Origin of the sequence: Streptomyces sp. CG 926 (assembly GCF_003148825.1) — a bacterium.
Classification (GTDB): Bacteria; Actinomycetota; Actinomycetes; order Streptomycetales; family Streptomycetaceae; genus Streptomyces.
Genome location: NZ_QGGZ01000003.1, coordinates 522,803 through 542,445 on the forward strand (window position 1 = coordinate 522,803; position 19,643 = coordinate 542,445).

Here is a 19,643-nt window from a genome sequence, read left to right on the forward strand (position 1 = left end):
GGGCCGCCGAGGGGCGGATCGCAGCGGTGTGAACCTCTGCGATCCGCCCCTTCGCTTTGCTGTCGAAGAACGATGGACCAGTGGATACCATGCGGTCATGGGTCGTCGGCTGGTACCGCTCACGCTGGACAACCTCCAGGACCTGCCACGTCGTTGCCGGTCCTGTGTCTTCTGGGAACTGGACCCGGTCAGCGGCGAGGCCGCCGTGAAGGCGGGTACTCCGGCGCAGGAGAAAGAGGCGTGGATCTCCGCCGTTCTGCTGGAGTGGGGTTCCTGCGGCCGAGTGGTCTATGTGGACGAGGTGCCCGTGGGCTTCGTCCTCTACGCGCCGCCGGCGTACGTACCGCGGGCCACCGCCTTTCCGACCAGCCCGGTCTCACCCGACGCCGTGCAGCTGATCACCGCCTGGATCATGCCGGGGTATCAGGGGCAGGGGCTGGGGCGGGTCCTGGTCCAGACGGTGGCCAAGGACCTGCTGCGGCGTGGCTTCCGGGCGATCGAGGCGTTCGGGGAAGCACATTGGGAGGGGCCGGCGTGTCTGCTGCCCGCGGACCATCTCCTGGCGGTGGGCTTCAAGACCGTACGGCCACATCCGGTGCATCCGCGGCTGCGGCTGGAGCTGCGCTCGACACTGTCCTGGAAGGAAGACGTGGAGCTGGCGCTGGATCGGCTGCTGGGCGCGGCACGCAAGGAGCCCGCGCTGCGGCCGTTGTGATGTGAGCGCGAGACGCGGAACGGGGCCGCCCCATGGAGGGGCGGCCCCGTTTCACGTGAAACATCGAGCGCGTCAGGCGGTCTTGACCTCGACGAACTCGGAGAGGTCGCGCAGGATGGCGGCCTTCGGCTTCGCACCGACGATGGTCTTGGCGACCTCGCCGCCCTGGTAGACGTTCAGCGTCGGGATGGACATGACGCCGTACTTGGCGGCCGTGCCCGGGTTCTCGTCGATGTTGAGCTTGACGATCTCGATCTGGTCGCCGTACTCGGCGGCGATGGCTTCGAGGGACGGCGCGATCTGGCGGCACGGTCCGCACCAGGCGGCCCAGAAGTCCACCAGTACGGGCTTGTCGCTGGCGAGAACCTGCTCGTCGAAGTCAGCGTCGGTCACGTTCTTGAGGGTGCCGGCCACAGCGGCCTCCTTCTTCTTCCTGCGGGGTGTGGGGTGGGGCGGAGTGGGGGTCAGACCGGTCAGACCGCTGCGTGGACCTTCTCGGCGTCCGCGAGCGCCGCGAGGAAACGCTCGGCGTCGAGGGCGGCGGAGCAGCCGGTGCCCGCAGCGGTGATGGCCTGACGGTAGGTGTGGTCCACGACGTCGCCGGCGCCGAACACGCCGGTGGCGCTGGTCCGGGTGGAGGGGGCCTCGACCTTGAGGTAACCCTCCTCGTCGAGGTCGAGCTGGCCCTTGAAGAGCTCGGTGCGCGGGTCGTGTCCGACGGCGATGAAGAGGCCGGTCACGGGCAGCTCGGAGGTCTCACCGGTCTTGGTGTTGCGCAGGGTGAGGCCGGAGAGCTTCTGGTCACCGCGGATCTCCGCGACCTCGCTGTCCCAGGCGAACTTGATCTTCGGGTCGGCGAAGGCGCGGTCCTGCATGGCCTTCGAGGCGCGCAGGCTGTCGCGGCGGTGGACGATCGTGACGGACTTGGCGAAGCGCGAGAGGAAGGTGGCCTCCTCGATCGCCGTGTCGCCGCCGCCGACGACGGCGATGTCGTGGTCCTTGAAGAAGAACCCGTCGCAGGTGGCGCACCAGGAGACACCGCGGCCGGACAGGGCGTCCTCGTTCGGCAGACCGAGCTTGCGGTGCTGCGAACCGGTGGTGACGATGACGGCCTTGGCGCGGTGCACCGTGCCGGCGGTGTCGGTGACGGTCTTGATCTCGCCGCTGAGGTCTACGGCCACCACGTCGTCCGCGATCAGCTCGGCGCCGAAGCGCTCGGCCTGGGCACGCATGTTGTCCATGAGGTCGGGGCCCATGATGCCGTCCTGGAAGCCCGGGAAGTTCTCCACCTCGGTGGTGTTCATCAGGGCGCCACCCGCGGTGACCGCTCCTTCGAAGACCAGCGGCTTGAGCGAAGCGCGTGCGGTGTACAGGGCGGCGGTGTAACCGGCCGGCCCGGAGCCGATGATGATCACGTTTCGGACGTCGCTCACGGGTTTCTTCCTCGTCTCTGCGGACTGCGTACTGCCTACCGGGGGCCGGTGCGGACTCTCACCCCACCCAACGGATCCTACGGCGCATGCATTCCCCGCCCGCCCCACCACAGCCCTGAACGCCTCGGCTACCGCGCGTAGGTGTTCGTCAGAAGGACCTTTCCGGGGTCGTCCGAACCGGTCTGCTCGCATGCCGTGTCGACGAGGTAGGCGTCCACACGGGCGGAGTCGGCAGGGTTCGGCAGGACGAGGAGATAGACGGGTGTGCCCTGGTAGCTGCCGCGTTCGGCGGCGAGAGGTGTGTCGGGCCGTCCGGTGGCCTGCTGGACGCAGGCGGGCACGGAAGTCGCTCCTCGCTTGTCCCCCGAGGCGGGGGCCGTGTTCTCCAGACCGAGGGTGTTGTTCTGCTCCTCGGGAACATTCTTGGCACCCTGGCCGCCCGCGATGAGCTGCCGAACGCTGTCCTGCAGTCCTTGAGCGGTGTACTTGTCCTCGCCCGAAGCCGCGGCGGGCGGGCGCGCGGCGGAGTCGGAGGCCTGGCCGCTCGTGGCGGTTTCGTGGGTGGTCGTGCCCGAGAAGTCGCCGAACAGGAAGATGCCCACGGCGCACGCCGCGGCTGCGACCAGACCCGTGAGGACGCCGATCCGGCGACGCGCGCGTCGCCGCCCCGGTCCGGTTGGGCCGGTCGGGTGACCGGCGGGCCGGGGGTACCTCCCAGCGGTAGCTGGGGGCGTTCCACGTGAAACATCGCGGTCGGCTGTGCGGGGCGGCCGGTCGGCCGGCACGTCCTGGACCTGCGGCTGGGTGGAGTCGAGAAGGGCCTCGGCGGCCAGCGCCGCGTCGATGCGTCCGGCGATGTCGGCGGGCATCCGGGCCGGGCCCGGGAGGGTGCCGAGGAGGGAGCGGATCTCCTCCAGGGAGGCGCGGACATCGGCGCACAGGGCGCAGTCGTCGAGGTGGCGCCGGATCTCGGCGGTACGGGACGGGGAGAGGAGACCTTCGGTGAGGTCGGAGATCTCCGAGACGTCCGGGTGCCGGATCGTGCCGGTCGCGCCGGACATGCCAGTGGGCGGGGTCACGATCGTCCACCTCCGCCCTTCACAGCGTCTGGATCTGGATGCCTGGGTTCTGCCGCTGGTGGGACGGGCGGGCCCGGCGTCCGGTTCCTTCCCCGCTCGATGGCGGTGTTATCCCCGGCATTCGTGCGCAGATGAGTGAGGAGTGGCACGAGTTTCGCCCGGCCACGCGCGCACCGGCTCTTGACGGTGCCGGTGGGTACGTCGAGGAGCCGGGCGGCCTCGGCGACGGGGTACCCCTGCATGTCGACGAGGACCAGCGCGGCCCGCTGATCGGCCGGGAGGGTGCTCAGAGCGGCCAGGAGCTGGCGATGGAGGTCCTGGCGCTCCGCAGGGGCCTCCGCGGACTCGTGGGGCTCCAGAAGGCGCTCCAGGCGCTCCGTGTCGTCCAAGGGCGAGGTCCGGCGTGATGCGGCCTTACGGGCCCGGTCCAGGCAGGCGTTGACGGTGATCCGGTGCAGCCAGGTGGTGACGGCGGAATCCCCGCGGAAGGTGTGGGCGGCCCGGTAGGCGGAGACCAGGGCGTCCTGTACGGCGTCCGCGGCCTCCTCCCGATCCCCGAGGGTCCGCAGCGCCACGGCCCACAGCCGGTCGCGGTGTCGCCGTACGAGCTCACCGAAGGCCTCGGGATCCCCGGCCACGTGCTGCGCCAGGAGCTCCTGGTCGCTGCGGCCTTCCGTGCTTCCTTCTCGCATCACACCCCTGCTTCCTCCCCGGGTGGAGCCTAGGGGCGCCGGGCGGCCCGCGTAAAGAATCACGCGGCCCGCCCGGCGAGCGGGCCGCGTGCGGCCGACGGGAGTGCGCTCAGGATGACGAGCCGAGCACCTTGATCTCGTTGATCCCGCCCCGGTAGCCGCCGCCGGAAGAGGGCAGCTCCGTGATGTGGATCAGCACGTAGCGGGCACGGATCGGGGTGTCGAGCGTGGTCTCGATCTTCTTGTCGGTGCGCTTCAGCTCGGTTATCCGCTGGGCGAAGGCGGAGACGGAGCCAGGGGCGGCGCTCTCCGGGGCGGCGGCGAGGATCTCGACCGTCTGACCCGGCACATACATGTCGATGTCGAGCCCGGACACGTACCGGACCTCGCCCAGGTCGACGATGATCCCGCTGCCGTCGTTCTCCGTCTCCAGACGGCCGAAGTTGGCGTAGTTGTAGTACTCGGGGGTGATCCAGGCGGAGCCGGGGCCGGGGTCCCCATCGATGGTCTTCGGAGCCAAGGCGGGCTTCACCGAGCCCCCGAGCACGGAGACGTCCCGGATCTTCAGTTCCTTGCCGGGTTCGGGCTGCTTCGGGTTGTCGTCGGTGCCCGTGTTGGTGTTGCTGTTGGTACCGCTGTTGCCCTTCTGGGTGTTGTGGTCCAGGAGGGTGTCGGCCAGCTGCCAGCTGCCCAGACCGAGGGCGGCGATGAGCAGGGCGGCGACGCCCCACTTGAGCGCTCGGCCGGTACGGCTCTGCAGCGGGGGCGGCGGGGGCACGACGGGCCGGCTCTGCACGGTGTTCACACCGGGAGGCGTGGGACGGCCGTAGTTCCCCTGCTGGTAGGTGGTGTGTTGGTACTCCGGCGGGGCGGTGAAGGCGGGCTCCGGCGGCCGGATGCGAGGCATCGCGGCCACGGCCTTGGCCAGCTCGTCGGGGGTGGTGCAGGCGGGCTCCTGACGGGAGGCGGTGGCCCCGTCGTTGGCGAGTGCGCGCATGGCGAGTTCGCCCAGGCCCCGGTGCACACCGGCGCGTACCTGGTCGGGAGCGATCAGGCCGACGCCCTTGGGCAGGCCGGTGAGGCCGTACGCGTCGCTCTCGTACGGCCAGCGTTGGGTGAGGGCGGCGTACAGCAGGGCGCCGATGGCCTCGGTGTCGGCCCGCTGCGGGGTCTCGCTGGTGATGCCGCGCAGGGCGGCGTTCACGGCGAGGCCACGGATGCGGTACTGGCCCGTGGAGGTGCGCAGTATCGCGCTGGGTGTCAGCCGCAGATGGGCGAGACCCTCACGGTGCGCGGCGGCCATCGCCTGGGAGACCTGGCTGACGAGCTGGTAGGCCTCGTGGGCCTCCAGAGGACCGACGGCGAGGAGAGCGGTGAGTTCGGTGGCGTCGGGCAGCCACTCGTGGACGACGTAGACGAGGTCGTTCTCCTCCACGGCGTCCAGGACCTGGACGAACCGCGGGTCGCCGAGCAGGGCGGAGGACCGTGCGGCGGCCAGGACGGAGCGAGCGCGCGCGTGGTCGGCGGGCATCAGGTGCACACCCACGGCCCGGCGCAGTTTCTCGTCCATCGCGCGCCAACTGCTGAATCCGTCCACACGGGTGACGCACTCTTCCAGCCGATAGCGTCTGGCGAGCTTGTGTCCGCTGTGCAGTTCGGGAGCGGCCGCAGGGGCCGCGTTGGTGCGTTCGCCGTCCTTGTCGGGCATGGGTCCGTCCGCGGCTCGTCCGTTCTGGGTGTCCACCCCGTCGGACGTGGCCTGTGCCGCCTGAGCGGTCAGCGGCTCATTGCCGCTGTTGTCGGCCACGTCGACGGCAGCCGTGCTACGTTCCGCCACCGTCGTTCCCGCCTCCCCATTCGTTGCGCGCTGTCGGCCAGTCTGCGAAGCCATGCCAATTGTGCCCACAGTCCGACGCTAAGCACGACACACGAAAGGGGGCGACGGTTGTGCGCATCAGCGCCCCAAACGTCCGCGGACCATTCCGACCATCGCGTTGAGCTCCTCGATCCGCATCCGCTTGGCGGCGATGAGGAACACCGCGGCCAGGGCGATCCCGCCGGCGACGAGGGACGCGGCGGAGCCGGTGACTCCGCTGCCCAGCCACTGGGTGACCCCGTAGGCGGCCGCGCCGGCCACGGCGGCGGCCGGGACGCAGGCACCGGTGAGACGGGCGTAGGTGCGCATCACGTGCGCCCCGTCGAGGTCGCCACCGAGCCGGGCACGCAACCGGCGCCAGGCGACACCCACTCCGACGGCGTAACCGAGGCCGTATGCGGCGGCCATGCCGACCACCGCCCACCGGGCGGGGAGCACGAAGAAGGAGAGCGCCGAGACGGCCGCGTTGACGGCGGCGACGATGCAGGTGTTGTAGAAGGGCGTGCGGGTGTCCTCGTAGGCGTAGAAGCCGCGCAGGACCACGTACTGGATCGAGTACGGGATCAGGCCGAGTCCGAACGCCATCAGGATGTAGCCGATGTTCTGCGCGCCCGAGCCCGAGCCGGCGTAGAGCAGGGTGGCCATCGGGACACCGAGGGCGAGGAACGCGAAGGCGCAGGGCACGATCGCGACGGCCGAGGTGCGCAGCCCGTAGGAGATGTCGTCGCGGACGGCGGCGGCGTCGCCGTCGTGCGCGGAGCGGGAGATGCGGGGCAGGACGGCCGTCATGACGGAGACGGTGATGATCGCCTGCGGCATCTGCCACAGCAGCAGCGCGTAGTTGTAGGCGGTGATGCCGGTACCGGGGTGGCCCTGCTTCTCGGCCACGGATCCGGCCCAGGTGGCGAGCTGGGTGACGACCACGAGGCCGACCTGGTTGGCGAGGACGAAGAAGAACGTCCACTTGGCCAGGCGTGCGGCCTTGCCGAGGCCGTGGCCCCGCCAGTCGAAGCGCAGGCGCGGCTTGAAGCCCGCGTCGCGCAGGTACGGCAGCATCGCGAGGGCCTGGACGGTGAGGCCGAGCAGGGTGCCCAGGCCCAGCAGGCGCACACCCTCGGGGGTGACGGTGGTGGCGTTGACGCCGGAGGTGGTGAAGCCGCCGAAGGCCCAGATGAAGGCGCCGAAGGTGGCGATGACCACGATGTTGTTCAGGACCGGGGTCCACATCATCGCGCCGAAGCGGCCACGGGCGTTGAGGATCTGACCCAGGACCACGTGGATGCCCATGAAGAACATGGTGGGCAGGCAGTAGCGGGCGAAGGCGACCGCGACGTCCATCTGCTGGGGATCGGAGGCGATCTTCGGCGACATCATCGTGATGAAGACCGGTGCGGCCAGGACGCAGATGGTGGTGATGCCCGCCAACAGCACCACGACGAGGGTCAACAGTCGGTTGGCGTACGCCTGCCCGCCGTCGTCGTCGTTCTTCATGGCCCGGACCAGCTGCGGGATGAAGACGGCGTTCAGGGCGCCGCCGCCGACCAGCACGTAGATCATCGTGGGCAGGGTGTTGGCGATCTGGTAGGTGTCGTTGAAGGTGCCGACACCGATGGCACCGGCGATGACCAGGGTCCGCAGGAAGCCGGTGATGCGGGACACGATGGTGCCCGCGGCCATCAGCGCGCTGGACTTCAGCAGGCTGGAGGACCGCCCGGCGGGCTTGCTCGGCGCCGGTGCGGCGACGGGCGCCTCCTCGGCGGCGGCGCGGGGCGCCGCCTCCTGGTCCCGGTACAGGTGCGCGAAGGCGTCCGGTTCGGGCTGCTCGTCCGAGGCATTGGTGACGAGGGAGTCCACGCCGACGAACTGGGTGGTGGTGGCGTGGTCGCCGTACGGCAGGTGGCGCGAGGGGCCGTCCGGCTCGGGCGGCGGGGTCTGGGCCCAGACCCGCGGGTCGGGCGAGTACGAGGGCGCGGTCGGCGCGGCGTAGAGCGGACCGGGCTCCTGGTAGGTGCCGGGCGGCGGCGGAGGGTGCGAGGCCCGGTCGTAGAGCACCTCGGCGACGGGGTCCTGGGCCGACAGGTCCTGGGACCGGTACGGGTCGTGGTCGTAGGCATCCTGGACATACGGGTCACGCTCCGGCGCGGGCGCAGGCGCGGGAACCTGCCCGGGCACCGGGGTGCCCGGGGCAGCGCCCTGGGAGGGCGCAGGCCCACCAGTGCTCTGCGCGCGGTCACCGTCGTACGGCGCGTTCATCGAAACCCCACCTCATCGTCCCCAGGCCGACCGGCCACGGCGTCAATCAACGGTCCACTGTCTCACTCGTGCCGGACCCCTCGGTGCTTTGCGCTCCGGTGTCCGGGGACTCGTCACTCGGCTGCGTGCTCTCCTCGGCGGCCGCGCGTGCCGCGACGCGCTTGCGACTGGCGTACATCTTGATGCCCGCCAGGACCAGGAGGAGCACACCGCCGGCGATGACGAGCATCACGGTGGGCGTGATCTCGGTGGCCTCGACGGTGAACTTGCGTGCCTTGCCGTAGGGGATGCCGTCCTTGGTGAACAGCTGCGCCGTGACCTCGACGGGGCCGCTCGCCGTGGCGTTGGCGGTGAACTTGACGGTCTGGGTGTGGTCGCCCTGGACGGTGACCTGCTGCTCGGCCTCGCCCTTGTCGCCGAACATCAGGCGGGTCGGGTTGGCGGAGTGCACCCGCAGGACGAGATCGTGGACGTCCTGGACCAGGCTGTTCTGGACGCTGACCGGGATGGTGGCGCTGTGCCCGGACAAGGTGGCGTCGGACTTGGGGATGACCTTGACCTTCTCGGTGAGACCGATCAGGTAGTTCTGTACATCGTCCCGGTAGAGGGCGGCCTCGTCGGGGCGACCGCGCCAGGAGGTGGACATCTCCCGGTTGGTGGTGTTGCCGAAGGGGATCTCCACGCGGTCGGGCGCGGCGAGGATCACCTTGAAGTGGTCGAGGGTGTTCTGCGTGGTGCGGATCTTCTCGAAGGCCGACACGGGCAGCTCCTGCTTGCGCAGGGCCTCGGGGTACTGGCCGGCGCCCGGCACCTGGGTGGTGGCCCCCGGGTCAGGCTTGGCAGCGGCCGCGGCTTCGAGGTCCGCCTGCTGGGTCCAGCGGCCGGGCTGGAGGCCCCGTACGGCTGCGGCCATCGACTGGACCTGGCTGACGCTGGGCGTCCGCTGCGGGGCGACGACGAAGCTGCGCGGCTCGTCGGTCCCCTGCAGGTTCAGCGCGAGGCTGTGGGCGAGGAACCGCTGCACGGCGAGGGTGGAGGTCCCCGCGTTCAGCATGTCGCCCTCGAAGGCGGTGGACAGGTCGGCGTCGGCGACGACGGCGGTGGTGCCGGCGCCGATGGGTCGGGCCGCCGAGGGCGTGTAGCCCAGGGCGCCGCTCTCCACGAGGCTGTCACTGCGGGTGAGGACGTTGTGGGCGCCGGCCGAAGTGGCGACGTTCACGATCGACGGATCGATGGCGCCGTCCACGGGCCAGGAGAAGTCGGTCGACGCGGGGACGTGCAGGACCGTCTCGACGGCCTGCTTCGCCTTGTCGGTGGCGGGGCGCAGCTGGCCCAGGGTGCCCGAGACGTCCTTGCCGTGATGGGCGAGGGAGGCGAGGTCCGGATCGGCGAACGGCAGGGCGACGACCTTCTTGCCCTGGACGGCCGCCTCCAAGGAGCTCAGCCACTGCTCGGCGACGGCCTTGCTCTTGCCCTGGACGGGCTTGCCGCCCGGGCTGCGGACCCGGTAGCCCTTGGTCATCGCGTCGACCGTGTAGAGCAGGTCGGGGTCGATGACCCAGGTGATCGGTAGGTCCTTGCCGAGGGTGACCATCTGTTCCAGGCGCCCGCCCGCCCTCAGCTCATCGGCGAGGGAGTCGTCGAGGAAGACGGGGGTCTGGAGCTCGTCGGAGCCGGTCTCGGCCGTCACGCGGGTGGTGGAGATCAGCGGCCAGGCGTAGGTGAGCTGGGAGCGCTTGGCGGCGGCCTCCGGCTGCCAGGGCAGGAAGGTCCGCTTGATGCCCATCACCTGCTCGGACGGCTGGCTGTCGGTCACCCCGGACAGGGAGACGCCGAGCTGGTAGACGCCGTCCTTGTCCAGCTCCAGCTTGTTCACGGGGACGGTGAGGGTGAACTCCTGGCTGACCTTCGACGGCAGGGAGTCGATCTTCACGGCGTAGGCCGGGTCGATCTCGCCCGGGTCGGCGCCGGCCCGGAAGCCGGTGCGCTCCGCCGCTTCGTCGATGGACGAGCGGTCCGCGAGCGCGGGCCCGACCCGCAGACCGACATGTGCGCCGGTGATCTTTTCGGAGCCGGTGTTGAGCACGGTGCCCTTGATGGTCAGGGTGTCGCCCTTGACCGGTGCCGTGGGTGCCATGGAGGTCAGCTGGACGTCCACGGACGAGGCCTGAGCGGCCTGGGCCCGGGGGGCGGGCGAGTAGATCAGGGCAGCCAGCACGGGCGTCCCGGCGAGCAGGACGATCGCCCGCCGCAGCCACTTACGCCGGGCAGGAGCGGGGGACGCCCCCTGGTTGTCTGCCGCCTCGGCCACGCGCTAGCCCGTCCCTCGAAGTGTCAGTGGTCGTCTTTTGTGCGTCCACGCATGGTAACGAGGCCCGCTGTGTGCGAGTGCCGCGCCTTGCTCCACATGATCGGCTCAGAGGCCCGGTGGCCGTGTACCGGGGTGGCCGCAAAACGGGGCGGCCCCTGGGGGGCCGGGCACGTACCCTTTTCAGTTGTGCCGAACGCCAACGAAGACAACCCCAGTGCCCTGAGTCAGGTGCAGCGCCGCGCGGTCAGTGAACTGCTGCGGGTCGCTCCTGTCGCCGACGAGCTCGGCCGCCGTTTCCAGGAGGCGGGCTTCCGCCTCGCCCTGGTCGGTGGGTCCGTCCGCGACGCGCTGCTGGGGCGTCTCGGCAACGATCTCGACTTCACCACCGATGCCCGCCCCGAGGACGTTCTGAAGATCGTCCGGCCGTGGGCCGACTCCGTGTGGGACGTCGGTATTGCTTTCGGCACCGTCGGGGCGCAGAAGAGTGCCCGCTCCGGGGACGCCGTACGGAATTTCCAGATCGAGGTGACGACGTACCGTTCGGAGGCTTACGACCGTACGTCGCGCAAGCCCGAGGTCTCCTATGGAGACTCGATCGACGAGGACCTGGTCCGGCGCGACTTCACGGTCAACGCCATGGCCCTGGCTCTGCCCGAGCAGGAGTTCATCGACCCGCACGGCGGTCTGGAGGACCTGGCCGCCGGCGTGCTGCGCACCCCCGGAACCCCGGAGGAATCCTTCTCCGACGACCCGCTGCGGATGCTGCGGGCGGCACGGTTCGCCGCGCAGCTGGACTTCGAGGTCGCCCCTGAGGTCGTCGCGGCCATGAAGGCGATGTCCGAGCGGATCGAGATCGTTTCCGCGGAGCGGATCCAGGGTGAGCTGAACAAGCTGATCCTGTCCGCCCACCCGCGTAAGGGTCTGGGGCTGCTGGTGGACACGGGACTGGCCGACCGGGTGCTCCCCGAGCTGCCCGCGCTTCGGCTGGAGAGTGATGAGCACCACCGGCACAAGGACGTCTACGACCACTCGCTGATCGTGCTGGAGCAGGCGATCGCGCTGGAGCAGGACGGCCCGGACCTGGTCCTGAGGCTCGCGGCCCTGCTGCACGACATCGGCAAGCCCCGCACCCGCCGGTTCGAGAGCGACGGCCGGGTCTCCTTCCACCACCACGAGGTGGTGGGCGCGAAGATGACCAAGAAGCGGCTCACCGCGCTGAAGTACTCCAACGACATGATCAAGGACGTGTCCCGGCTGGTGGAGCTGCACCTGCGCTTCCACGGCTACGGGGACGGGGAGTGGACCGACTCCGCGGTCCGGCGCTACGTCCGCGACGCGGGTCCGCTGCTGGAGCGTCTGCACAAGCTGACCCGGTCCGACTGCACCACGCGCAACAAGCGCAAGGCCAATGCCCTCTCCCGGACCTACGACGGGCTGGAGGAGCGCATCGAGCAGCTGCAGGAGCAGGAGGAGCTGGACGCGATCCGGCCCGATCTGGACGGCAACGAGATCATGCAGGTGCTCGACGTGGGCCCCGGCCCGGTGATCGGCAAGGCCTACGCCTTCCTGCTGGAGCTGCGGTTGGAGAACGGTCCGATGGGCCGTGACGACGCTGTCGTCGCGCTGAAGGAATGGTGGGCCGCGCAGGCCTGATCCACGGACGAAGGGGCCGATGTTTCACGTGAAACATCGGCCCCTTCGTCCGTCAGCGCTGATGTTTCACGTGAAACGTCGCTCGCCCCGGGCCAGGAGCAGGGCGGTCGCGGCGTAGAGGGCGGACACGATGAGGATCAGGGCCACGGACCGGCCGTCGGCGGGGAGCATCAGGGAGGCCACCGCCGCCGCGCCGACGAACGCGACGTTGAAGAGCACGTCGTAGACGGAGAAGACGCGGCCGCGGTAGTCGTCGTCCACCCGGGACTGCACCTCGGTATCGGTGGCGATCTTGGCGCCCTGGGTGGCGAGGCCCAGCACGAAGGCGGCGGCCAGCATCGGCCCCGGGGCGAAGAACAGGCCGAGGGCCGGTACCAGGACCGCGGCGCCCGCGGAGCAGGCGGTGATCCAGCCGAGCGGGCCCAACCGCCCCACCAGCCAGGGGGTCACCACGGCGGCGGCGAAGAATCCGGCCCCGGAGGCGCCGACGGCGATGCCCAGCAGGGCCAGGCCGTCGGACTCGTTGTCCGACCAGGCGTAGCGGCAGAGCATGAGCAGCATCACGAACAGGGCCCCGTAGCAGAACCGCATCATGGTCATCGCGGCGAGCGCCCGGGCCGCCTCGCGCCGGGAGGCGAGGTGGCGCAGGCCCTCGGCCATCCCCCGCACCGTGAGGGCGACCCCTTCGGTGATCGAGGGGTGCGCCCGGCCGGCGGGGTGGTCCGGTCCGAGGAGGCCGATGGCCAGCTGCAGGGAGACGAGGGCCGCGCACAGGTAGAGCCCGGCACCCAGAAGCACCACGAGGGCGTTGGAGTCGGAGGCCAGCAGCCGGACGAGGAAGGCCAGCCCTCCGCCCGCCACCGCCGCGAGGGTTCCGGCTGTGGGGGAGAGCGCGTTCGCGGTGACCAGCTGATCGGGCCCTACGACATGGGGCAGCGAGGCGGCGAGCCCGGACAGCACGAACCGGTTGACGGCGGTCACGGACAGGGCCGAGGCGTAGAACAGCCAGTCGGGCACCTGCGCGACGATCAGCATCCCGGTGACGCAGGCGAGGAAGGCTCGTAGGAGGTTGCCGTAGAGGAAGACCTGGCGGCGTCGCCAGCGGTCGAGCAGCACTCCGGCGAAGGGACCGATCGCCGAATACGGCAGGAGCAGCACCGCCATGGCGGAGGCGATGGCCGCCGGGGAGGTCTGCTTCTCCGGGGAGAAGATGACGTAGGTGGCGAGCGCGACCTGGTAGACGCCGTCCGCGGCTTGGGAGAGCAGCCGTACGGCGAGCAGGTTGCGGAAGTCCCTCAGGCGCAGGAGTACGCGCAGATCACGTACGACAGGCATGAGGGCAAGGGTCACATACGCGGAGGGTCCCCGGGCACATTGCCCGGGGACCCTCCGCGGAAGAACTGCCGAAGTCCAGGTGTCGTGAAGACCCTTGGGTTCGGTTAGCGCTCGACCTCGCCCTTGATGAACTTCTCGACGTTGGCCAGGGCCTCGTCGTCGAAGTACTGCACCGGCGGGGACTTCATGAAGTAGCTGGACGCCGAGAGGATCGGGCCGCCGATGCCGCGGTCCTTGGCGATCTTCGCGGCGCGCAGGGCGTCGATGATGACACCGGCCGAGTTCGGGGAGTCCCACACCTCGAGCTTGTACTCGAGGTTCAGCGGGACGTCGCCGAAGGCGCGGCCCTCGAGGCGGACGTAGGCCCACTTGCGGTCGTCGAGCCACGCGACGTAGTCGGACGGGCCGATGTGGACGTTCTTCTCGCCGAGCTCACGGTCGGGGATCTGCGAGGTGACGGCCTGCGTCTTGGAGATCTTCTTCGACTCGAGGCGGTCGCGCTCGAGCATGTTCTTGAAGTCCATGTTGCCGCCGACGTTGAGCTGCATCGTGCGCTCGAGGCGGACACCACGGTCTTCGAACAGCTTCGCCATCACGCGGTGCGTGATGGTCGCGCCGACCTGCGACTTGATGTCGTCGCCGACGATCGGGACACCGGCCTCGGTGAACTTGTCGGCCCACTCCTTGGTGCCGGCGATGAAGACCGGGAGGGCGTTGACGAAGGCGACCTTGGCGTCGATGGCGCACTGGGCGTAGAACTTCGCCGCGTCCTCGGAACCGACGGGCAGGTAGCAGATCAGGACGTCGACCTCACGGTCCTTGAGGACCTGGACCACGTCGACCGGAGTCTCGGCGGACTCCTCGATCGTCATGCGGTAGTACTTGCCCAGGCCGTCGTAGGTGTGGCCGCGCTGGACGGTCACACCCGCGTTCGGGACGTCGCAGATCTTGATGGTGTTGTTCTCGCTGGCGCCGATGGCGTCCGAAAGGTCGAGGCCGACCTTCTTCGCGTCGACGTCGAACGCGGCGACGAACTCGATGTCACGCACGTGGTAGTCGCCGAACTGGACGTGCATCAGACCGGGGACCTTGGCCGCCGGGTCGGCGTCCTTGTAGTACTCGACGCCCTGCACCAGCGAGGCGGCGCAGTTGCCTACGCCGACGATGGCTACGCGAACCGAACCCATTCCGGTTGCTCCCTGTTTGTTCTCGGACGAGGTCTGCGAGATGCAGGCCTCATTTTTCAGTTTCGTCGGACGGACCGGATCGTCTGCGATCCCGTCCTGCCCGCTCACTCTCGATGAGCTCGTTCAGCCAGCGCACTTCGCGCTCCACGGACTCCATGCCGTGCCGCTGCAGCTCGAGCGTGTAGTCGTCGAGGCGCTCCCGCGTCCGGGCGATCGAGGCGCGCATCTTCTCCAGCCGCTCTTCCAGCCGGCTGCGGCGGCCCTCCAGCACCCGCATGCGGACGTCTCGTTCGGTCTGGCCGAAGAAGGCGAAGCGGGCGGCGAAGGACTCGTCCTCCCAGGTGTCCGGGCCCGTGTGGGAGAGCAACTCCTCGAAGTGCTCCTTACCCGCGGCCGTCAACCGGTAGACGATCTTGGCGCGGCGCCCTGCGAGTGAAGCGGCGAGCGCGTCCTCCGGGGCGTTGCCCGGTTCCTCGATCAACCAGCCGTTGGCGACCAGCGTCTTGAGGCAGGGGTAGAGCGTCCCGTAGCTGAAGGCTCTGAACACCCCCAGCGAGGTATTGAGCCGCTTGCGCAGCTCATAGCCGTGCATGGGGGATTCGCGAAGCAGGCCGAGGACGGCGAACTCGAGGATGCCTGAGCGTCTGCTCATCCGCCTGCCTCTCCTCCGCCCCTGAGTCTTTATACCGAGCTGATGTATCGGCTCGATACATCCAGACGATAGAACGGGGCGCTCTGATCGACAAGTGGAGACGTAGTGACCGGTGTCACATCACCAATTCGCACCAGGCAGGTTGCCTGATTTGGGGTGAACTTCGGCACTGGGCGCGTTTTGAGCGTGCGTAGTCTGTGCGCCAGGACACCGGGGGGGACCGGAAACAATCTGCCGCTTCCAGGCCACTCGCCTGCCCGAGGAGTAGTCGTTCGATGAGCGAGCACCGTCGCAAACCGCCGCAGCCCGAGGGCGGTGGGCGCGCCTCAGCCCGCCGCGCTGCCCAGCCGCGCCCTGGAAGGGGCGCGGCCGGACGTGATGTCCCCACGGCATCGCACAGCGGCCCGTACGCACCGCAGCCCGGCCAGGGCAGCCGTGCCGAGAACCGTCGGGCTGCCCAGAGAGGCAGCGGCCGAGGGAGAGGAACCGGCACCGCCACGCGCGGCACCGGGCGCCCGGACAAGCGGCTCATCAACTACCCGCGGTCCGACAGGGACGGCTGGAAGCGCTTCGTGCCGTCCTGGAAGTTCGTGGCCGGTACGGCGCTGGGCTTCTTCGCCGTCATCACGGCGGGTGCCGGCATCGGCATCGCCATGGTGAGCACGCCGGACCCGAACAAGGCGGCGCAGGCGCAGAACAACGTCTTCTACTGGGCCGACGGCAGCCAGATGGTGGCGACGGGCGGTTCGATGAACCGGCAGATCGTGCCCATCTCCAGCATCCCCCGGTCGATGAGGGACGCCGTGATCTCGGCCGAGAACGAGTCCTTCGAGACGGACAAGGGCGTGGACCCGATGGGTGTCGCCCGCGCCGTGTACAACATGGCCACGGGCGGCTCCACCCAGGGCGGCTCGACCATCACCCAGCAGTACGTGAAGAACACCTACCTGGACTCGGACCAGACGCTCAAGCGGAAGGCCACCGAGCTCTTCATCGCGATAAGGCTGGGTGTCAGCGAGGAGAAGGACAAGGTCCTCGCGGGCTACCTGAACACCGCCTACTACGGCCGCGACGCCTACGGGATCCAGGCCGCGGCCCGCGCCTACTTCGGCAAGGACAGCCAGAACCTGAACCCCTCCGAGTGCGCCTTCCTGGCCGCCATGCTGAAGGGGCCCAACCTCTACAACCCGGACGGCGGCATCGGCGCCGCGGCCACCCCCGCCCTCAACGAGAAGCGGGCCCGGGAGCGCTGGTCCTGGGTGCTGGACCGTGAGGTCGAGGTCGGCCGGATGGCCAAGGCCGAGCGGGCCAAGTTCACGGACGCGGACTTCCCGCCGCGGGTGGAGTCGGAGCAGGCCCGCGGCATGACCGGCCAGATCGGCTACCTGGTCGACACGGCCAAGGCCTACGTGATGAAGACCAAGGGCATCACCCCCGAACAGATGGCCCTGGGCGGCTACCGGATCAAGACCACCTTCCAGAAGCCGAGGGTGGACGCCCTGGTCAAGGCCGTCGAGGACACCCGTAATGGGTTCATCGACGAGAAGGGCCGCCCCGAGACGGACACCTTCGTACAGTTCGGCTCGGCCTCCGTGGACGTGAAGACCGGGGCCCTCGTCGCCCTGTACGGCGGCCCGGGCTGGGACCACAAGTACTTCAGCAACAACGCCAACACCAGCGGTGTCCCGGTCGGCTCGACCTGGAAGCCGTACGTGCTGGCGGCGGCCATGGAGTACGGCACCCAGAACTCCAAGGGCAAGGGCATCTCGGCCGACAGCAAGTACATGGCCAACGACCTCACCGTGATCAACAACCGTGAGGGCAAGCCGCTGCGCGACGCGTCGGGCGCACCGTTCAAGCAGAAGAACGAGAGCCCCACCCCCTTCGGGTACGTGACCCTCAACGAGGCGATGGAGAAGTCCATCAACGTGCCGTTCGCCCAGCTCGTCTTCGACGTCGGCCACGACAAGGTCAGGGCCGTGGCGAAGTCCACGGGCATCCTGGAGGAGTCGATCAACCCGAACACCGACGCCTCCTTCGCCCTCGGTACCTCCACCCCGAGCGCGATCCGCATGGCCGACTCGTACGCGACCTTCGCCGCCTCCGGCACGCACCGCGAGCCGTTCTCCGTGACCGAGGTCGAGAAGAACGGCGAGAAGCTGTCCGGCTTCGAGGCCCCCAAGGACCAGCGGGCCATGGACAGCGCCGTCGCCGACAACATCACCAAGGTGCTGGAGAACGTCGTCGAGAACGGCACCGGCAAGAAGGTCCAGAAGCTGGGCCGGCCCGCCGCGGGCAAGACCGGTACCACGGACGAGAACAAGTCGGCCTGGTTCGTCGGCTACACCCCGGAGCTCTCGACCTCCGTGGTCCTCTTCCGTACCGACCCCAACTCGGCGGACAAGAAGCTGATCTCCATGAAGGGTGTGGGCGACATCCCCTCCCTCCACGGTGGTGACATCCCGGCCGAGATCTGGACCGAGTACATGGGCGCGGCGCTCAAGGGCCTGCCGGTCAAGCAGTTCCCGGAGGCCGAGGACATCGGCGTGACCGCCGACTCCGCAGGTGCCCCCTCCCCCACGCCCTCGGTCGTCGTCTCCCCGTCCCCGTCCCCGTCGACGCAGCCGTCGACCTCTCCCTCGCCGTCCCCGTCCCCGTCGAAGGGCGGCCGGCCCTCCTGCCCGCCGTGGAAGCTGTACTGCGACCCGGACACCACGCGCGGAACCACCAACGGAGGCGCGAACAGCGGTAACACGGCCGGTAACACGGCCGGCAACACGTCGGGGAACACCTCCGGGGTGATCGGCGGACCCAGCGGATCACCGTCCCCGACACAGACCGGCAAACCGGGCCGCCCGGGCGGCATCACCGGCGGGTTCGACGACTCCGGCTCCGAGTGACCCGTAGCCCCGCTCCCTGAGCCCTGGAAGGCCGTCGCACCCACCGTGCGACGGCCTTCTCCCGTGTCCGCTCCGGTACGGCAGGATGGCCCCCATGACCAAGGTGCACGAGGACCGCCCCGTACTGCCCACACAGCAGGACGAGGTCGCCGCAGCCGGCAGCGAGCTCATCGGCGGCCCGCTCGGCCGCTACGCCCGGCTCGGCGGGCACTGGCTGGGGCCGGTCCGGGTCGTGGCGCTCATCGCCATCGGCATGTTCGCGCTCGGCATGGTCCAGAAGCTGCCCTGCTACGACTGGGCGTGGTTCCGGGGGGCGGGCTCGCAGTACACCCACGCCTGCTACTCCGACATCCCGCACCTGTACGCGGTCCGCGGCTTCGCCGACAACCTGACGCCCTACTTCGACCGGCTCCCCGGCGACATGGAGTACCTGGAGTACCCGGTGCTCACCGGGCTGTTCATGGAGATCGCCTCCTGGCTGACGCCCGGCAGCGGCTCCATGCAGCACCGCGAACAGATGTACTGGATGGTCAACGCGGGCATGCTGATGGCCTGCGCGGCCGTCATCGCCGTGTGTGTCGCCCGTACCCACCGCCGCCGCCCCTGGGACGCCCTGCTCTTCGCCCTGGCGCCCGCCTTCGCCCTGACGGCGACGATCAACTGGGATCTGCTGGCCATCGCCCTGACCGCCGCCGGGATGCTCATGTGGTCCCGCGGCCGGACGGTGCTGTTCGGCATCCTCATCGGCCTGGCCACCGCGGCCAAGCTCTATCCGGTGCTGCTGCTGGGCGCGCTGTTCGTGCTCTGCTGGCGGGCCGGGAAGTGGCGTGCCTTCGGCGCCGCGGTACTCGGCGCGGCCGGAGCCTGGCTCGTGGTCAACCTGCCGGTCATGCTGTTCGCCTGGGACGGCTGGCAGAAGTTCTACACCTTCAGCCAGGAACGGCCCATCGACTTCGGCTCGGTGTGGCTGCTGATCTCCCAGCGCTCGGGCAACTCGCTGGACGGCGCCAACACCTACGCGACCGGCCTGACGCTCCTGCTCTGCGGGGCCGTCGGACTACTGACCCTGACCGCCCCGCGCCGGCCCCGCTTCGCCCAGCTGGCCTTCCTCGTCGTCGCCGCGTTCATCCTGTGCAACAAGGTCTACTCGCCGCAGTACGTGCTGTGGCTGATCCCGCTCGCCGCGCTGGCCCGGCCGCGCTGGCGGGACTTCCTGATCTGGCAGGCCGGCGAGGTCGTCTACTTCCTCGGGATCTGGTTCTACCTCGCCTACACCGCCAGCGCGGACAAGCACCAGGGCCTGCCCGTGGAGGGCTACCAGCTGGCGATCACCGTCCACCTGCTGACGACCCTGTACCTGTGCGCGGTCATCGTCCGGGACATCCTGATGCCGGAGCGGGACGTCGTACGACGGGACGGCTCGGACGACCCCTCCGGCGGCGTCCTGGACGGCGCGGAGGACGTGTTCGTCCTGTCGGACGCAGCGAGGGCGCCGCGGTACGCGACGCCCTCGGAGGGACAGCGGGTCGACTGGGGCGCGAGTCCCCAGGACTGACC

General features: G+C 69.6%; 14 protein-coding genes. 4 read left to right on the forward strand and 10 right to left on the reverse strand.

Annotated elements, in window-relative coordinates; genetic code table 11:
* Window positions 1-97 precede the first annotated feature (97 nt).
* Window positions 98-715: a GNAT family N-acetyltransferase gene (locus tag BCL76_RS11045; RefSeq protein WP_030755373.1), complete on the forward strand. Its 618-nt coding sequence runs from the start codon at window positions 98-100 to the stop codon at window positions 713-715.
* A 72-nt stretch (window positions 716-787) separates the two neighbouring features.
* On the opposite strand, the gene trxA is transcribed toward BCL76_RS11045, so the two are convergent.
* The 7 genes from trxA to BCL76_RS11080 all read right to left on the reverse strand — a co-directional run bounded on the left by trxA (window position 788) and on the right by BCL76_RS11080 (window position 10,359).
* On the reverse strand, window positions 788-1,129 hold the full coding sequence (trxA, locus tag BCL76_RS11050) for a thioredoxin (RefSeq protein ID WP_109779287.1): 342 nt from the start codon (window positions 1,127-1,129) through the stop codon (window positions 788-790).
* A gap of 59 nt (window positions 1,130-1,188) precedes the next feature.
* A complete protein-coding gene (gene trxB / locus BCL76_RS11055) occupies window positions 1,189-2,148 on the reverse strand; it encodes a thioredoxin-disulfide reductase (RefSeq protein WP_109779288.1) in 960 nt (319 codons plus the stop codon).
* A gap of 128 nt (window positions 2,149-2,276) precedes the next feature.
* Complete coding sequence (locus tag BCL76_RS11060; protein WP_309136826.1) at window positions 2,277-3,227, reverse strand: anti-sigma factor family protein; 951 nt, start codon at window positions 3,225-3,227, stop codon at window positions 2,277-2,279.
* A complete protein-coding gene (gene sigM, locus BCL76_RS11065) occupies window positions 3,224-3,919 on the reverse strand; it encodes an RNA polymerase sigma factor SigM (RefSeq protein ID WP_109779290.1) in 696 nt (231 codons plus the stop codon). Before sigM ends, BCL76_RS11060 begins: the two co-directional genes overlap by 4 nt.
* Before the next feature lie 109 nt (window positions 3,920-4,028).
* Entirely contained in the window at window positions 4,029-5,756 is a 1,728-nt protein-coding gene (locus tag BCL76_RS11070; protein ID WP_109779291.1) for a protein kinase family protein, read from the reverse strand.
* Between the two features lie 117 nt (window positions 5,757-5,873).
* Window positions 5,874-8,048 (reverse strand): murein biosynthesis integral membrane protein MurJ, encoded by a 2,175-nt coding sequence (gene murJ / locus BCL76_RS11075; protein ID WP_109779292.1) that lies wholly within the window; start codon window positions 8,046-8,048, stop codon window positions 5,874-5,876.
* A gap of 46 nt (window positions 8,049-8,094) precedes the next feature.
* Window positions 8,095-10,359: a DUF6049 family protein gene (locus BCL76_RS11080; protein ID WP_181382505.1), complete on the reverse strand. Its 2,265-nt coding sequence runs from the start codon at window positions 10,357-10,359 to the stop codon at window positions 8,095-8,097.
* Window positions 10,360-10,545: 186 nt separating this feature from the next.
* Here BCL76_RS11080 and BCL76_RS11085 point away from each other — a divergent pair, with 186 nt between their 5' ends.
* On the forward strand, window positions 10,546-12,012 hold the full coding sequence (locus BCL76_RS11085; RefSeq protein ID WP_109779293.1) for a CCA tRNA nucleotidyltransferase: 1,467 nt from the start codon (window positions 10,546-10,548) through the stop codon (window positions 12,010-12,012).
* Window positions 12,013-12,078: 66 nt separating this feature from the next.
* Here BCL76_RS11085 and BCL76_RS11090 read toward each other — a convergent pair whose 3' ends face one another.
* From BCL76_RS11090 to BCL76_RS11100, 3 genes are all read right to left on the reverse strand, one after another.
* On the reverse strand, window positions 12,079-13,347 hold the full coding sequence (locus BCL76_RS11090) for an MFS transporter (protein WP_109779294.1): 1,269 nt from the start codon (window positions 13,345-13,347) through the stop codon (window positions 12,079-12,081).
* Window positions 13,348-13,451: 104 nt separating this feature from the next.
* The gene (locus tag BCL76_RS11095) at window positions 13,452-14,534 is read right to left on the reverse strand and encodes an inositol-3-phosphate synthase (protein WP_030008394.1); all 1,083 of its coding nucleotides are present in this window, start codon (window positions 14,532-14,534) and stop codon (window positions 13,452-13,454) included.
* A gap of 49 nt (window positions 14,535-14,583) precedes the next feature.
* Window positions 14,584-15,186 carry a PadR family transcriptional regulator gene (locus BCL76_RS11100; protein WP_030008393.1) on the reverse strand — a complete coding sequence of 201 codons (603 nt, stop codon included), beginning with the start codon at window positions 15,184-15,186 and terminating at the stop codon, window positions 14,584-14,586.
* Window positions 15,187-15,461: 275 nt separating this feature from the next.
* Between BCL76_RS11100 and BCL76_RS11105 the strand changes: the two genes are divergently transcribed.
* Together BCL76_RS11105 and BCL76_RS11110 are read left to right on the forward strand one after the other, a co-directional pair.
* Window positions 15,462-18,086 carry a transglycosylase domain-containing protein gene (locus BCL76_RS11105; protein WP_109779295.1) on the forward strand — a complete coding sequence of 875 codons (2,625 nt, stop codon included), beginning with the start codon at window positions 15,462-15,464 and terminating at the stop codon, window positions 18,084-18,086.
* A gap of 94 nt (window positions 18,087-18,180) precedes the next feature.
* Complete coding sequence (locus BCL76_RS11110) at window positions 18,181-19,641, forward strand: glycosyltransferase family 87 protein (protein ID WP_181382506.1); 1,461 nt, start codon at window positions 18,181-18,183, stop codon at window positions 19,639-19,641.
* The last annotated feature ends 2 nt before the right edge of the window (window positions 19,642-19,643 follow it).

Bases quoted from the DNA above. Each gene is read 5' to 3' on its own strand.
- BCL76_RS11045 (WP_030755373.1), top strand. From the start codon at position 98: ATGGGTCGTCGGCTGGTACCGCTCACGCTGGACAACCTCCAGGACCTG.
- sigM (WP_109779290.1), bottom strand. From the start codon at position 3,919: ATGCGAGAAGGAAGCACGGAAGGCCGCAGCGACCAGGAGCTCCTGGCG.
- murJ (WP_109779292.1), bottom strand. From the start codon at position 8,048: ATGAACGCGCCGTACGACGGTGACCGCGCGCAGAGCACTGGTGGGCCT.
- BCL76_RS11090 (WP_109779294.1), bottom strand. From the start codon at position 13,347: ATGCCTGTCGTACGTGATCTGCGCGTACTCCTGCGCCTGAGGGACTTC.
- BCL76_RS11095 (WP_030008394.1), bottom strand. From the start codon at position 14,534: ATGGGTTCGGTTCGCGTAGCCATCGTCGGCGTAGGCAACTGCGCCGCC.
- BCL76_RS11100 (WP_030008393.1), bottom strand. From the start codon at position 15,186: ATGAGCAGACGCTCAGGCATCCTCGAGTTCGCCGTCCTCGGCCTGCTT.
- BCL76_RS11105 (WP_109779295.1), top strand. From the start codon at position 15,462: ATGAGCGAGCACCGTCGCAAACCGCCGCAGCCCGAGGGCGGTGGGCGC.
- BCL76_RS11110 (WP_181382506.1), top strand. From the start codon at position 18,181: ATGACCAAGGTGCACGAGGACCGCCCCGTACTGCCCACACAGCAGGAC.